Genomic DNA, 14,827 nt, shown 5'->3' with positions numbered 1-14,827 from the left:
GATGGATTCTCGTGTTTCTGTACAAGCAGAAGATTTTTCGGTTGATCAAGAATACCAACGCCTATCAGAAGGTACAGCCTCTGGTGCGGTCGTAACCTTCATCGGTAAAGTCCGTGATATGAACCTTGGCGACAACGTCATTGGTCTTCACTTAGAACATTATCCGGGCATGACAGAAAAAAGCCTAATCGACATCTGTGACGAAGCGGAATCTCGCTGGCCGTTATTGGGTGTCCGCGTGATTCATCGTGTTGGTGATCTAGATACTGGAGACCAGATTGTGTTTGTTGGTGTCTCGAGCGCCCACCGTGGTGCGGCATTTGATGCTTGCGAGTTCATTATGGACTTTCTAAAGACTAAAGCACCATTCTGGAAAAAAGAGCGCACCACCAGTGAAAACCGCTGGATTGAGTCTCGCGATACCGATCATCAAGCTGCACAGCGCTGGGAAAAGTAGGGCAGTTTTTTATTCTGCTAGCAAATCGTTCAAAGCCAGATGTTAATAGCGTCTGGCTTTTTGTTTTTTTAGCGTAAAAAGCGAGCTCATTTTCTACTCTCACTTGCCGTCAAAACCACCATTTTTCCTCTCTTTCTCCTCTCGGTGACCTTGTTCACAATAAAAAATATCGAACGAGATATATGCAATTATTAATTAGACTCAATGTGTCATAAATGTTAATTTTTGTACGTATATCTAGCATAAGATGCTATCAAAGAGTTTGAATTTAGATTTATCGAAAGTTTTGCCTGTCAAATGACCATGCGAATCTGTATTTCTCTACTCAATACTTTTTGTGCGGTATTTATTGCTAAATATAGGCACTATTTACAGAATTATTATTTTTTTTGCTACATTTTTATGGCAAATTACTTCAATGGTTGCTAATGTGTGCCGCAGTCTTTGTAAGGTTTTAGTATTTTGTGCTCAAAAAGTGCGCTAAAAAGTTCTAAAATTCTGACCGTTCCAGTCCCTTGCAGAGAAGTCATGGATGCTAATGAAAAACTTGGAGTTTTACGCATGTATAAGAACAAAATCACCCAAGCCCTTCTTCTAGGTGCTGGCCTGGCAGTGGCTGCCTCTTCTACTACCGCTTTCGCTGCTGACGTTCCAGCAGGCACTAAACTTGCTGAGAAACAAGAAATCGTTCGCGGTAACGGTACCGAAGTTGCAACAATTGACCCGCACAAATCTCAAGGTGTTCCTGAGTCGCATGTGATTCGTGATCTCCTTGAAGGCTTAGTGAACCAAAATGCAGACGGCGACACTATCCCTGGTGTAGCTGAGAGCTGGGAAACCTCAGACAACAAAACTTTCACTTTCCACCTACGTAAAGACGCTAAATGGTCTAACGGCGATCCTGTAACAGCACAAGATTTCGTATACAGCTGGCAGCGTGCAGTCGATCCTGCAACCGCTTCGCCATACTCTTGGTACATGGAATACACCAAGATGAAAAACGCGAAAGACATCGTTGCGGGCAAAAAAGACAAGAGCGAGCTAGGTGTTAAAGCGACAGACGACCACACACTTGTGGTTGAGCTAGACACAGCGGTTCCTTACTTTGTAATGATGGCTGGTCACACAACAATGAAACCAGTACACAAAGCGACAGTAGAGAAGTTTGGTGATCAATGGACGAAACCAGAAAACTTCGTAGGTAACGGCGCTTATGTAGTAAACAACTGGGTTGTGAACGAGCGTCTAGAGCTTGTTCGTAACGAACAGTACTGGGATAACGACAAAACTGTTATCAACAAAGTAACGTACCTTCCAATCGAAAACGGCGTTGCTGAAATGAACCGTTTCCTATCTGGTGAAATCGACTTCACGTCTAAACTGCCGACTGAGCACTTTAAGCGTCTGAAGAAAGAGCACCCAGAGTCAGTATCGGTTGAAGGCAGCCTGTGTACTTACTACTACTCATTCAACACTAAGAAAGAGCCTTTCAACGACGTTCGCGTTCGTAAAGCGATTTCTTACGCTATCGACCGTAACATCGTAGCGAACGCGATTCTTGGCCAAGGTCAGAAGCCTGCTTACTTCCTGACGCCTGAAATCACTGCGCACTTCAACCCTGAGCTACCAGCTTACGGCAAGATGACGCAAAAAGAGCGTAACGAAGAAGCGGCACGCCTATTGGCAGAAGCGGGTTACGGCAAAGACAACCCTCTTAAGTTCTCTCTTCTATACAACACAGATGAGAACCACAAGAAACTTGCCGTAGCGCTTGGTTCTATGTGGAAGAAAACTCTAGGTCTAGACGTAACGCTAGAAAACCAAGAGTGGAAAACTTACCTATCTACGAAAGACCAAGGTGATTTCGAAGTAGCACGCGCTGGTTGGTGTGGCGACTACAACGAAGCATCTTCATTCCTAACCCTTATGGTTAGTTCGAACACAACTGGTGGTCAGCACTGGGGTAACAAAGAGTACGATGCTCTGATCGACAAAGCGATTAAGTCGACTTCAGAAGAAGAGCGTACCAAGATCTACCTAGAAGCTGAGCAACTGATGGCTCAAGATATGCCTATCGCGCCTATCTACCAGTACGTTCGTTCTCGTCTACTAAACCCGCACGTTGGTGGTTTCCCTGCTAACAACGCGGAAGAAAAGATCTACACCAAAGATCTTTACATCAAAGCAGACTAATTAAAGTCGCTTCAAGACTATAAGAATAAGGCCCACACGTCCCAATAAAGGGACGTGCGGTGCCTATCATCAATTTTTTTAACTGTCACAGACTGAAAGAGTGAGTTTATGCTTAAATTCATCGCAAAAAGGATATTTGAGGCGATCCCAACAATGTTGGTTTTGATCACCGTATCTTTCTTTCTTATGCGTTTCGCTCCGGGTAACCCATTCTCGAGCGAGCGTCCATTACCGCCAGAAGTTATGGCGAACATTGAAGCCAAATATGGCCTAGATAAGCCAGTATTTGAGCAGTACACCACGTACTTGACTAACGTTGTCCAAGGCGACTTTGGTCCTTCATTCAAATACTTAGATTACACAGTAAACGAGCTAATCTCGGTAGCACTACCAGTATCGGCGAAGGTAGGTTTCATTGCCTTTATCTTCACGGTCATCCTGGGGGTGACGATCGGGACCATAGCCGCGCTCAAACAAAACTCGTGGCTTGACTACACCATTATGTCTACGGCGATGCTTGGGGTAGTAATGCCATCCTTCGTGTTGGCGCCGGCTTTGATTTACTTGTTCTCGCTCCACTGGAATTTATTCCCTGCAGGCGGTTGGCATGATGGCTCATGGCAATATTTGGTGCTGCCAGTGATTGCAATGTCACTGCTTTATGTCGCCACGTTTGCTCGTATCACTCGTGGTTCGATGATCGAGACATTGAACAGTAACTTTATCCGTACTGCCCGTGCGAAAGGTCTAAGCTACCGTTACATCATCCTGAAACACGCATTAAAACCAGCCCTGCTTCCTGTAGTGTCTTACATGGGACCGGCGTTTGTTGGCATTATCACCGGCTCGGTAGTTGTTGAGACCATCTTTGGTCTGCCAGGTATTGGTAAGCTGTTTGTAAACGCAGCCTTCAACCGTGACTACTCGCTAGTAATGGGTGTAACCATTCTGATTGGTTTCCTATTCATCTTGTTCAACGCTATCGTTGATATTCTGCTAGCAATGATTGACCCGAAAATTCGCTACTAACAGGGAAGTATGGTTATGTTAACGAAAAAAGAGAATCTTGAAGCGGTCGAGAAATTTGCAGAGAACCTGGAAGTTGAAGGCCGTAGTTTATGGCAAGACGCCCGCATCCGCTTTATGCGTAACAAAGCGGCAATGGTGAGCTTGTTCATTCTTGCATTGATGACCCTTGCGGTAATCTTCCTGCCAATGCTGGCACCTTACACATTTGACGATACAGACTGGTACGCAATGCACGTTGGTCCAAGTGCTGAGCACTGGTTCGGTACTGACAGCTTAGGTCGAGACCTTTACGTACGTACGCTGATTGGCGGTCGTATCTCTCTAATGGTTGGTGTTCTAGGTGCATTAGTTGCGGTTGTGATTGGTACGCTTTACGGTGCAGCTTCTGGCTTCATCGGCGGTAAAGTTGACCGTATCATGATGCGTATTCTTGAAATCCTATACGCGGTTCCGTTCATGTTCCTAGTTATCGTACTGGTAACATTCTTCGGCCGTAACATCGTTCTTATCTTTGTCGCTATCGGCGCTATTGCATGGCTAGATATGGCTCGTATCGTACGTGGTCAAACGCTAAGTCTACGTAGTAAAGAGTTTATTGAAGCGGCACACGTTTGTGGTGTGAGCAAGTGGAAGATCATCACTCGCCACATCGTTCCAAACGTACTGGGTATCGTAGCGGTTTACTCAACTCTACTTATCCCAAGCATGATTCTGACCGAATCATTCCTTTCATTCCTTGGTCTTGGTGTACAGGAACCAATGACAAGTTGGGGCGCACTTCTACAAGAAGGTTCGCAAACAATGGAAGTGGCAATCTGGCAGCTGGCGTTCCCAGCAGCATTCATGGTTGTGACTCTATTCTGCTTCAACTACGTTGGTGACGGTCTGCGTGATGCGCTGGATCCAAAAGACAGATAATTAAAAATAGAAAGAATGAAGGAAGCAATGATGAGTTTATTAGATGTCAAAGATCTGCGCGTCGAATTTACCACGCAAGATGGTATCGTAACCGCAGTAAACGATTTGAACTTCTCTCTGAATCAAGGTGAGACCCTAGGTATCGTAGGTGAGTCTGGTTCAGGTAAGTCACAAACTGTATTCGCAATCATGGGTCTACTGGCTAAGAACGGTATTATCTCTGGTAGTGCGAAATTCGAAGGTAATGAGATTCTTAACCTTCCAGAAAAAGAGCTGAACAAGGTTCGTGCGGAACAGATCGCAATGATCTTCCAAGACCCGATGACGTCTCTTAACCCATACATGAAAGTGAGCGATCAGCTGATGGAAGTACTGATGCTGCACAAAGGTATGGGTAAAGCAGAAGCGTTCGAAGAGTCTGTTCGCATGCTTGAAGCAGTAAAAATCCCAGAAGCTCGTAAGCGTATCACCATGTACCCACACGAGTTCTCAGGCGGTATGCGTCAGCGTGTAATGATCGCAATGGCGCTACTGTGTCGTCCAAAACTGCTTATTGCGGATGAGCCAACGACGGCATTGGACGTTACGGTTCAAGCGCAGATCATGGATCTGCTGAACGAACTGAAATCTGAGTTCAACACTGCAATCATCATGATCACGCACGACCTTGGCGTCGTAGCGGGTTCATGTGACAAAGTACTTGTGATGTACGCAGGTCGTACTATGGAGTACGGCACGGTGAACGAAATCTTCTACAACCCAAGCCACCCTTACGCGGAAGGTCTATTGAAGGCGATTCCTCGTTTGGATACAGAAGGCGAGATCCTGCCGACGATTCCAGGCAACCCGCCTAACTTGCTTCGTCTACCACCTGGTTGTCCTTACCAAGATCGCTGCCACCGTGTGATGGATCGTTGTAAGCGTGAAGCACCAATTCTGACGCCGTTTGGTGATGGCCGTCAGCGTGCATGTTTTTCTGAATGGGAGGCTTGGAGCAAATGAGTACAGACAAAAAACTAATTCTGGATGTATCTGATCTGAAAGTTCACTTCAGCATTGCATCAAAATCTGCATGGCCTTGGGCAAAACCTTCAAGCCTAAAAGCGGTAGACGGCGTAAACGTTCGTCTATACGAAGGTGAGACTCTTGGTGTAGTAGGTGAGTCTGGTTGTGGTAAATCGACGTTTGCTCGCGCGATCATTGGTTTGGTTGAAGCAACAGATGGCGAAGTGGTTTGGTTAGGCCAAGATCTTACAAAGATGAAAGACGTCCAACGCCGTGAAACGCGCAAAGAAATTCAAATGATTTTCCAAGATCCTTTGGCTTCTTTGAACCCGCGTATGACAGTCGGCGACATCATCGCTGAGCCGCTAGAGACGTTCTACCCAGAACTGACTAAGCAAGAAGTGAAAGACCGTGTTAAAGAGATGATGGCGAAGGTTGGTCTACTGCCAAACGTGATCAACCGTTACCCACACGAGTTCTCAGGTGGTCAGTGTCAACGTATTGGTATCGCTCGTGCGCTTATTCTAAAGCCGAAGATGATCATCTGTGACGAACCGGTTTCAGCACTGGATGTATCGATTCAGGCTCAGGTAGTTAACTTATTGAAAGAGCTGCAAAAAGAGCTAGGTCTTTCATTGGTATTCATCGCGCACGATTTGTCAGTGGTGAAACACATCTCAGACCGCGTACTGGTTATGTACCTAGGTAACGCTGTTGAGTTGGGTGAAGCGGAAGCATTGTTTGCCGATCCAAAACACCCATACACACGTGCGTTGATGTCAGCGGTTCCAATTCCGGATCCGAAAATTGAACGCAGCAAGAAGATTCAGATGCTAGAAGGTGATCTACCATCACCAATTAGTCCTCCTTCTGGTTGTGTGTTCCGTACTCGTTGTCCACAAGCAACAGAAGAGTGTGCGAAGACTAAGCCACACATCGAAGGTTCAGATGTTCACGCAGTATCTTGTCTACACGTAGCAGTGTAATTAAATTCGGCCTGTGACGGGCTTAAGCGCGGCTCCTTTTTATAGGGTCGCGCTTTTTTTATGCCTACGATTTCTCTTAGTTTTAGTTCATTCGAAATTCTTGAACAAGATGGACTAAATGGTCGGATTCTAAGCTGTACATGAAGCGCTAATATAGTAGAAAACAGAATATGAGGAGAGCAGTCATGGGTAAGTTAGTTGAAGGCGTTTGGCACGACGTATGGTACGAAACTAAATCAAGCGGTGGTAAGTTTGTTCGTGAAGATGCAGGCTTTCGCAATTGGATAAAGAACAAACCTGATGCAACGTTCCAGCCAGAGTCGGGCCGTTACCATTTGTATGTTTCACTCGCTTGTCCGTGGGCGCATCGCACACTGATCTTCCGTAAACTCAAAGGCTTGGAAAAGCACATTGACGTCACCGTTGTGTGTCCAGATATGCTCAGCGAAGGTTGGCAGATGGGGTTACCTGAGCCACTGTTTGGCCATACTCGTATGCACCAAATCTACACTCAATCTAAGCCCGATTACACAGGCCGCGTTACCGTTCCGGTTTTATGGGACAAAAAGACCAACACCATAGTGTCGAATGAATCGTCTGAAATCATCCGTATGTTTAACTCTGAGTTCAATGAGTTAACTGGCAATCACGATGATTATTATCCAGAGCAACTTCAAAGCGTAATTGATGGATGGAACGATTACATTTATCCAAACGTGAATAACGGTGTATACCGCTGCGGGTTTGCGACCACTCAAGAGGCATACGAAGAGGCGTTTGATTCATTGTTTACTGCTCTGGATAAAGTTGATGCACATCTTGCGACGCATCGTTATCTAGCAGGCAATAAAATCACCGAAGCGGATTGGCGCCTATTTACTACTCTTGTTCGTTTTGACGCTGTGTATGTAGGCCACTTTAAGTGTAATAAACAACGCATTGCGGATTACCCAAATATTCAGGGTTATTTGAAAGAGCTTTATCAAGTGGAAGGCGTCGCAGAGACTACCGACTTCTACCACATTAAGCGTCACTACTACTTCAGTCATACGGGTATCAACCCGACGCAAGTCGTACCAAAAGGGCCTGAGTTAGATTTGGATTCACCCCATGACCGAGATTTAATCTAACTTCAAGCTCTCCGAGAGAAGCGCCATTTGATGTGGCGCTTTTTCTTTTTTCTCAATATCTTCCAATCATCACAACTTCTTTCCGCTCATAACATAAACTGATGATATAACGGCCGATCTTGGACTGAGGTGGGGTATGGATATCAATGAGTTTGTCAGTGGCGAGCATCTAATTTGGAATCTGTTTATTGCACTGTTATTAGGTGCAATTGTCGGAACTCAACGTGGCTGGGTAATGCGTAATAGCATTGAGGGCAGTCGCGTTGCGGGTATTCGTACCTTCTCTTTAGTCGGTTTGCTGGGTGGCTTAGTTGGGATTCTTGCCAACATCTACACACCGTTATTGCTTGGTTTTGCGTTGATTGCTTTGGTTATCCTTGCCTGTATTGCGTTTGTTATTCAACAAAGAAAGAGTGAGGACATCAGCATTACTGGCGTGGTTAGTTTGGTGATCACCTTTGTTCTTGGCAGTCTCGCTGTTTCTGGGGAGCCTGTTCTTGCTGCGGCCGCAGCGGTTATCACTGCGGTGGTACTGGATAACAAGAAAGAGCTTCATCAGGCGCTTCAGCGTCTCCAAGAGTACGAGCTTGATGCTGCTTTGCGTCTGCTGCTCATTTCTATCGTCCTATTACCTCTTTTACCCAACCAAGCTTACGGCCCATGGAAGGCTTTGAACCCTTATGAAATTTGGTGGATGGTGGTGCTGATTGCTAGTATTTCATTTGTCGGTTATTTCGCGATTAAGATCGGTGGTGCGAAGCGGGGTATTTTGTTTACGTCTGTCTTCGCTGGGCTAAGTTCTTCTACTGCACTTACACTGCAGTTCTCTCACCTTTCACGGGAGCAAGCGAATATCAGTCCTTTGCTTGCCAGCGGCATACTGCTAAGTTGCGGGACTATGTTTCCTCGGTTGCTGATCGTTCTTTCGGTGATTAATCCCCAATTAGTGACATTGTTGGGACCCATTGCCTTGGTCATGATGGCTGCCCTCTATTTGTCTGCTTGGTGGATATGGCGTCGCAGCGAGGTTGAGCAAATAGAACAACCGAATAAACAAACCAACCCATTAGCCCTTCAATCGGCGCTTTTCTTTGGGGTTGTGCTCGCCGTGATCATGTTGTTATCGCATGCACTGTCTGATCTGTTTGGTAGTGCTGGTGTGCTAATACTGTCTGCGTTATCTGGTATTACGGATGTCGATGCTATTTCCCTTGCGCTTGGACGGCAAAGTACCCAAACCTTGAGCGTGGAAACCGCGGCATTGGGTATTCTGATCGCGGCCTCAGTCAATACAGTGGTAAAAATGGGGATGGTTGTTGCAATAGGGGATAAGGCATTATGGAGAAGAGTTGCGCCCGTTATGGTTGGCTGCGTGCTTTCTGGCGCTATTTTGTTTTTGGCTTTGTATTGATTTATTCGAACACAAAGTGAAAAAAAACCTCGCCGTGGCGAGGTTTTTTGCATTCAGAAAAGTGCAGTTAATTAGTTAACTGCTTTTTCGCGAGCTTGGTCAGCTTGATCCGCCTGAATCGCAGTTAGAGCAACTGTGTACACGATATCGTCTACTAGTGCACCGCGAGATAGATCGTTTACAGGCTTGCGCATACCTTGCAGCATTGGACCGATTGATACTAGGTCTGCTGAACGTTGTACCGCTTTGTAAGTCGTGTTACCAGTGTTTAGGTCTGGGAATACGAATACAGTCGCTTTACCTGCTACTGGAGAGTTAGGCGCTTTAGAAGCTGCCACGTTTTCCATGATCGCTGCGTCGTACTGTAGAGGACCGTCGATAACTAGATCTGGACGTTTCTCTTGAGCAATCTTAGTTGCTTCACGTACTTTATCTACGTCTGCACCCTTACCAGATTCACCAGTAGAGTAAGAGATCATAGCAACGCGAGGGTCGATACCGAATGCCGCTGCAGAGTCAGCAGATTGGATAGCGATTTCAGCAAGCTGTTCAGCTGTTGGATCTGGGTTGATCGCACAGTCACCGTAAACCAATACTTGGTCAGGTAGCAGCATGAAGAATACAGAAGATACGATAGACGCATCAGGTGCAGTCTTGATGATTTGGAACGGAGGAACGATAGTGTTTGCTGTGGTGTGAACCGCACCGGAAACTAGACCGTCTACTTCGTCGTTCTCAAGCATCATTGTGCCAAGGAATACTGAATCTTGTAGCTTCTCGCGAGCAACAACTTCAGTCATGCCTTTCGCGCCACGTAGCTCAACTAGACGAGCAACGTAGTTTTCACGAACTTCATCAGAGTTGATGATAGTTACGCCAGCACCTAGCTCAACGCCTTGTTGTGCAGCAACGCGACGGATTTCGTCTGGGTTACCTAGAAGCACACATTCAGCGATGCCGCGCTCAGCACAGATAGCCGCAGCTTTAACTGTACGTGGCTCATCACCTTCAGGAAGAACGATACGCTTGCCAGCTTTACGAGCGAACTCAGTTAGCTGGTAACGGAATGCTGGTGGGCTTAGACGACGAGACTTCTGAGTGCCTTCAGTCATAGACTCGATCCAGTTACCGTCGATGTGACCAGCAACGTGCTCGTTGATGAACTCGATACGCTCTTTATCGTCTGCAGGTACTTCGATAGAGAAGCTCTGTAGGTTTAGAGAAGTCTGCCAAGTGTTACCTTGTGCTTTGAAGATCGGTAGACCAGTTTCGAACGCTGGCTTACAAAGACCAGTGATCTCTTCAGGGATGTCGTAACCGCCAGTCAATAGAACTGCACCGATATCAACACCGTTCATTGCTGCAAGTGCTGCTGCAACGATTACGTCTGGACGGTCTGCTGAAGTAACAAGTAGAGAACCTGGTTTGAAGTGCTCAATCATGTTTGGCAGAGAACGTGCACAGAAAGTGATGCTCTTGATACGACGAGTCGCAATGTCACCTTCGTTGATGATGTCAGCGTTTAGGTGCTGAGCCATATCGATTGCACGAGTAGCGATCAGATCGATGCTCCATGGCACGCAACCTAGTACACGAATTGGAGAAGTGTTGAAGATTTCCATCACTTTCATTTCGTTTTGCTTCGCGCTGTCTGCATCGTCAAAGATTTCAGATAGGTCAGGGCGAGTACGGCCAGCTTCGTCAACAGGTGCGTTTAGCTTGTTGATGATTACGCCAGAGATGTTCTTGTTCTTAGTACCACCGAAGTTAGAACATGCTACTTCGATGCGCTCTTTAAGTTGAGCTGGGTTATCGGTACCAGGAGTAGCAACAAGAACGATTTCCGCACCTAGAGTAGCTGCGATTTCCGCGTTCACTTGGTTAGCGAATGGGTGCTTACGAGTTGGTACTAGACCTTCGATAAGCGTTACGTCTGCATCTTTGTTGATTTGGTTGTAACGCTCAACAACAGTTTCTAGCAGCTCGTCCATGTTGTCGTTACCGATTAGGCTTTCAGCAACAGACATCGCTAGTGGTTGACCGATCTTCATATCGCTGTTGTAACCAACGATAGTTGAAGTTAGATCAGGTTGATCACCGCCAGAACGTGGCTGTGAAATTGGTTTGTAGAAAGAAACCTTAACGCCTTTGCGCTCCATTGCGCGAAGAACACCCATGCTTACGCTAGTTAGACCAACACCAGCACTTGCAGGGATAAGCATAATAGTACGAGACATTCGTAGAGTACCTTTAGCTATTTGGGGGATAAAAGCTCAACTCTTATTCCATGAATAATTCAGAGAATAGGAGTTAAGCCCCTAAGAAATTCTTTTGGAAGAAAAACTGGCTAGCCGAGTGGCTAGCCAGTTAAATCTATTAAAGACCTGCTAGGCGTGCAGTGTCTTCAGCAATTACTAGCTCTTCGTTAGTAGAGATAACCATTGCTGGGATACGGCTGTTAGCTGTAGTGATAGTACCTTCGCCGCCGAAACGTGCTTTAAGGTTAGCTTCACCATCAACTTCGATACCGAAGATACCTAGACGGTTTAGAACCATTTCACGGATAGGGCCAGAGTTTTCGCCGATACCGCCAGTGAAAGTGATTGCGTCTAGACGACCTTCCATAGAAGCAGTGTAACCAGCTACGTACTTAGCTAGACGGTGACAGAACACGTCCATTGCACGAGTTGCTTCTTCTTTCTCACCGTAGTTGTCTTCAACGAAACGACAGTCAGAAGTCACTTCAGTTAGACCAGCAAGACCAGACTCTTTAGTTAGCATGTTGTTGATTTCCTCAACAGAGTAACCTAGAGCGTCGTGTAGGTGGAATACGATAGCTGGGTCGATATCACCACAACGAGTACCCATTACTAGACCTTCAAGAGGAGTAAGACCCATAGAAGTGTCTACAGATTTACCGTTCTTGATTGCACAAACAGAAGCACCGTTACCTAGGTGACAGTTGATGATGTTTACTTCTTCAACTGGCTTGTTTAGTAGGCCTGCAACTTCACGAGTGATGAATAGGTGTGAAGTACCGTGCATGCCGTAACGACGGATACCGTGCTCTTTGTATAGTTTGTATGGAAGAGCGTATAGGAAAGACTCTTCAGGCATAGTTTGGTGGAACGCAGTGTCGAATACAGCAACGTTTTGAAGCTCTGGGAAGTTGTGCTTAGCAGCTTCGATACCGATGATGTGCGCTGGGTTGTGAAGCGGTGCGAAAGTCGCAGCGTCTTGAATACCTTTTAGTACGTCATCAGTGATTAGTGCAGATTGAGTGAACTGCTCACCACCGTGTACGATACGGTGACCGATAGCGCCTAGGTTAGCTTTAAGCTCTGGCTTAGAAGCAAGAATAGTTTCAACCATGAACGCTAGTGCTTCTTCGTGTGCTGCACCGTTACCTAGTTGAGCTTCATGTTTACCGTCAAGTTTCCACTTGATACGTGCTTCAGGAAGGTGAAGACATTCAGCAAGACCTGATAGGTGCTCTGCACCTGTTTCTGCATCAACAACAGCAAATTTAAGAGAAGAACTACCGCAGTTTAAAACTAAAACTAGCTTAGACATGTGTGACTACCTGTTATTCGTCTGATCAAAATCAGTTAAAGGATGAAAAATTAATCACAAGAATAGACGATACCGCCAAGGGTGCGTACTAATCTTGGTCAAAAATTGTTCTAATTCCGTATAAATGAATAGTGATGAACCCATCCACCACTATGAAGCGATCCGTGCAGAATAAAATCTCGGAGTTGCTTAAATTGTAAATAACAGCAACAATGAGATTGAGGGTCTGCAAAGGATAGCGATAATAGGCAATGATAACAAAAAAATTTTGAAAGAATATTAACTTTCATCAATTTTTTGCGCCTTCAGTTGAAATGTTCAACTATTTTTTAGTGAGAGAGCGGTATGAGCAAACAAGTCGGATTGATCCATAGCCTGAAAGACGGCCAAAGTTACATGGAGATCTGGCCGGTTCGTAAAGAGCTGAACGCCATTTTTCCCGAACAACGCATTATTAAAGCAACGCGCTTTGGCATTAAAGTGATGCCAGCGGTCGCCGCGATCGGTGTGCTCACTCAAATGGCGTTTAATAACTATGACGCACTTCCTCAAGCGATCGTAGTTGCGCTGTTCGCAATCAGCATGCCACTGCAAGGTATGTGGTGGTTAGGCAGTCGTTCCAACACCAAATTGCCACCAGCGTTGGCCTCTTGGTATCGCGAACTGCACCAAAAAATTACGGAATCAGGATTCGCACTAGAGCCAGCAAAAGCTCGTCCAAGATACAAAGAACTTGCAGTGATCCTAAACCGAGCGTTCCGCCAGTTGGATAAGACTGCATTAGAGCGTTGGTTCTAACTCCTCAAATCTACAATTAACTCATTGAAATGGAGTGTGTTTTCTAGTCACTCCATTTTTTATGCCCGCAACATGACTTTCCCCCTTATCTCAGTTTGCAATAACCGCCTCTCGTACCGATTGCGAGATCACAAATGTTACTTTGTTGTTAAATCTTGCTTTTCTTTCCCAACACTTAGCGCTAATAATGACAATTAGATGCACAAAAAGTGCGCAGCAATAAACACAACATCCCATCTTCCTCATTATTTCTGTTAAGCATTCATTTTCGATGAGGCTTTCAGTTCAAGGACGGAGAGACATCAAGGAGTCATGATGAAAACGAAACGTTTACTCGCCACTGCTATTCTTGCCGCGACCACGGTTTTTTCCTCAGCTACTGTGCTTGCTAACACTGCGACGGTTGCTGTTTCACAAATCGTGGAGCACCCAGCGCTCGACGCGACTCGCCAAGGCTTATTAGATGGCTTGAAAGCGAAAGGATATGAGCAAGGGAAGAACCTAGAATTTGACTACAAAACCGCACAAGGTAACCCAGCTATTGCCGTACAGATTGCGCGTCAGTATGTGGGTGAAAGCCCAGATGTGCTGGTGGGAATTGCAACACCGTCAGCGCAAGCTTTAGTGTCTGCAACACGTTCTATCCCAGTGGTGTTTACTGCGGTAACGGATCCGGTGGGCGCAAAGCTTGTGAAATCCATGCATCAGCCGGGCAAAAACGTAACGGGTCTTTCTGATTTGTCTCCGGTTGCTCAACATGTTGCTTTGATTCAAGAGATCTTGCCAGAAGCGAAATCCATTGGCGTGGTCTACAACCCGGGTGAGGCTAATGCAGTGACGTTGGTGCAACTGTTAAAAGAGAGTGCAGAAGCAAATGGACTTAAAGTGGTTGAAGCGACGGCTCTGAAAAGCGCTGATGTTCAATCCGCGACCCAAGCCATTGCTGCTAAATCAGATGTGATTTACGCACCGACAGACAACACGGTAGCCAGTGCGATAGAGGGCATGATCGTGGCTGCAAACCAAGCTAAGAAACCGGTGTTTGGTGGTGCGACGTCTTATGTAGAAAAAGGCGCGATAGCAAGCTTGGGCTTTGATTACTACCAAGTGGGTGTTCAAACCGCTGAGTATGTTGCAGCTATTTTGGAAGGACAAGAACCGGGCAAGCTAGACGTAAAAGTCGCAACGGGTTCAGACCTTGTTGTCAATGAAGGAGCGGCAACTAAGCTTGGTATCCAGTTACCAAGTTCAGTTGTAAAACGTGCGACGAGCATGCAGTAAGAGTGACGTTCAGGTCGGTGTAATGCCGACCTGATTTGTGCAGAAA

12 protein-coding genes are annotated in these 14,827 nt (G+C 46.0%); 10 read left to right on the top strand and 2 right to left on the bottom strand.

The features are described from left to right. The first annotated feature begins 1 nt into the window (after position 1). From moaE to QTO06_RS15130, 8 genes are all read left to right on the top strand, one after another. Positions 2–457 (top strand): molybdopterin synthase catalytic subunit MoaE, encoded by a 456-nt coding sequence (moaE, locus tag QTO06_RS15165; protein WP_331408759.1) that lies wholly within the window; start codon positions 2–4, stop codon positions 455–457. Between the two features lie 561 nt (positions 458–1,018). After that, complete coding sequence (locus QTO06_RS15160; protein WP_009707278.1) at positions 1,019–2,650, top strand: ABC transporter substrate-binding protein; 1,632 nt, start codon at positions 1,019–1,021, stop codon at positions 2,648–2,650. A 108-nt stretch (positions 2,651–2,758) separates the two neighbouring features. Beyond that, positions 2,759–3,679 carry an oligopeptide ABC transporter permease OppB gene (oppB, locus tag QTO06_RS15155; RefSeq protein WP_005433208.1) on the top strand — a complete coding sequence of 307 codons (921 nt, stop codon included), beginning with the start codon at positions 2,759–2,761 and terminating at the stop codon, positions 3,677–3,679. Between the two features lie 15 nt (positions 3,680–3,694). Beyond that, on the top strand, positions 3,695–4,597 hold the full coding sequence (gene oppC / locus QTO06_RS15150) for an oligopeptide ABC transporter permease OppC (RefSeq protein WP_020196374.1): 903 nt from the start codon (positions 3,695–3,697) through the stop codon (positions 4,595–4,597). 30 nt (positions 4,598–4,627) lie between these two features. After that, on the top strand, positions 4,628–5,599 hold the full coding sequence (locus QTO06_RS15145; RefSeq protein ID WP_010449362.1) for an ABC transporter ATP-binding protein: 972 nt from the start codon (positions 4,628–4,630) through the stop codon (positions 5,597–5,599). After that, the gene (oppF, locus tag QTO06_RS15140; protein WP_038889854.1) at positions 5,596–6,588 is read left to right on the top strand and encodes a murein tripeptide/oligopeptide ABC transporter ATP binding protein OppF; all 993 of its coding nucleotides are present in this window, start codon (positions 5,596–5,598) and stop codon (positions 6,586–6,588) included. The genes QTO06_RS15145 and oppF overlap by 4 nt, the downstream gene beginning before the upstream one ends. A 185-nt stretch (positions 6,589–6,773) precedes the next feature. After that, positions 6,774–7,718: a glutathione S-transferase family protein gene (locus QTO06_RS15135; RefSeq protein WP_331408758.1), complete on the top strand. Its 945-nt coding sequence runs from the start codon at positions 6,774–6,776 to the stop codon at positions 7,716–7,718. A 136-nt stretch (positions 7,719–7,854) separates the two neighbouring features. Next, positions 7,855–9,129, top strand: coding sequence for an MgtC/SapB family protein (locus QTO06_RS15130; RefSeq protein ID WP_331408756.1), 1,275 nt, complete (start codon positions 7,855–7,857; stop codon positions 9,127–9,129). Between the two features lie 71 nt (positions 9,130–9,200). On the opposite strand, the gene pta is transcribed toward QTO06_RS15130, so the two are convergent. After that, the gene (gene pta, locus QTO06_RS15125; RefSeq protein WP_199435853.1) at positions 9,201–11,366 is read right to left on the bottom strand and encodes a phosphate acetyltransferase; all 2,166 of its coding nucleotides are present in this window, start codon (positions 11,364–11,366) and stop codon (positions 9,201–9,203) included. 139 nt (positions 11,367–11,505) lie between these two features. Beyond that, the gene (locus QTO06_RS15120; RefSeq protein WP_005439639.1) at positions 11,506–12,702 is read right to left on the bottom strand and encodes an acetate kinase; all 1,197 of its coding nucleotides are present in this window, start codon (positions 12,700–12,702) and stop codon (positions 11,506–11,508) included. Positions 12,703–13,047: 345 nt separating this feature from the next. On the opposite strand from QTO06_RS15120, the gene yfbV reads away from it, so the two are divergent. Beyond that, on the top strand, positions 13,048–13,500 hold the full coding sequence (gene yfbV / locus QTO06_RS15115; RefSeq protein ID WP_005439638.1) for a terminus macrodomain insulation protein YfbV: 453 nt from the start codon (positions 13,048–13,050) through the stop codon (positions 13,498–13,500). Between the two features lie 315 nt (positions 13,501–13,815). After that, the gene (locus QTO06_RS15110) at positions 13,816–14,781 is read left to right on the top strand and encodes an ABC transporter substrate-binding protein (protein ID WP_331408781.1); all 966 of its coding nucleotides are present in this window, start codon (positions 13,816–13,818) and stop codon (positions 14,779–14,781) included. The last annotated feature ends 46 nt before the right edge of the window (positions 14,782–14,827 follow it).

It is taken from the genome of Vibrio sp. M260121 (genome assembly GCF_036533715.1).
Lineage (GTDB): Bacteria > Pseudomonadota > Gammaproteobacteria > Enterobacterales > Vibrionaceae > Vibrio.
This window is presented reverse-complemented; position numbering and strand designations above follow the sequence as displayed.

Bases quoted from the DNA above. Each gene is read 5' to 3' on its own strand.
- moaE (WP_331408759.1), top strand. From the start codon at position 2: ATGGATTCTCGTGTTTCTGTACAAGCAGAAGATTTTTCGGTTGATCAA.
- QTO06_RS15160 (WP_009707278.1), top strand. From the start codon at position 1,019: ATGTATAAGAACAAAATCACCCAAGCCCTTCTTCTAGGTGCTGGCCTG.
- QTO06_RS15135 (WP_331408758.1), top strand. From the start codon at position 6,774: ATGGGTAAGTTAGTTGAAGGCGTTTGGCACGACGTATGGTACGAAACT.
- oppB (WP_005433208.1), top strand. From the start codon at position 2,759: ATGCTTAAATTCATCGCAAAAAGGATATTTGAGGCGATCCCAACAATG.
- oppC (WP_020196374.1), top strand. From the start codon at position 3,695: ATGTTAACGAAAAAAGAGAATCTTGAAGCGGTCGAGAAATTTGCAGAG.
- QTO06_RS15130 (WP_331408756.1), top strand. From the start codon at position 7,855: ATGGATATCAATGAGTTTGTCAGTGGCGAGCATCTAATTTGGAATCTG.
- QTO06_RS15120 (WP_005439639.1), bottom strand. From the start codon at position 12,702: ATGTCTAAGCTAGTTTTAGTTTTAAACTGCGGTAGTTCTTCTCTTAAA.
- QTO06_RS15110 (WP_331408781.1), top strand. From the start codon at position 13,816: ATGAAAACGAAACGTTTACTCGCCACTGCTATTCTTGCCGCGACCACG.
- QTO06_RS15145 (WP_010449362.1), top strand. From the start codon at position 4,628: ATGAGTTTATTAGATGTCAAAGATCTGCGCGTCGAATTTACCACGCAA.
- pta (WP_199435853.1), bottom strand. From the start codon at position 11,366: ATGTCTCGTACTATTATGCTTATCCCTGCAAGTGCTGGTGTTGGTCTA.
- yfbV (WP_005439638.1), top strand. From the start codon at position 13,048: ATGAGCAAACAAGTCGGATTGATCCATAGCCTGAAAGACGGCCAAAGT.
- oppF (WP_038889854.1), top strand. From the start codon at position 5,596: ATGAGTACAGACAAAAAACTAATTCTGGATGTATCTGATCTGAAAGTT.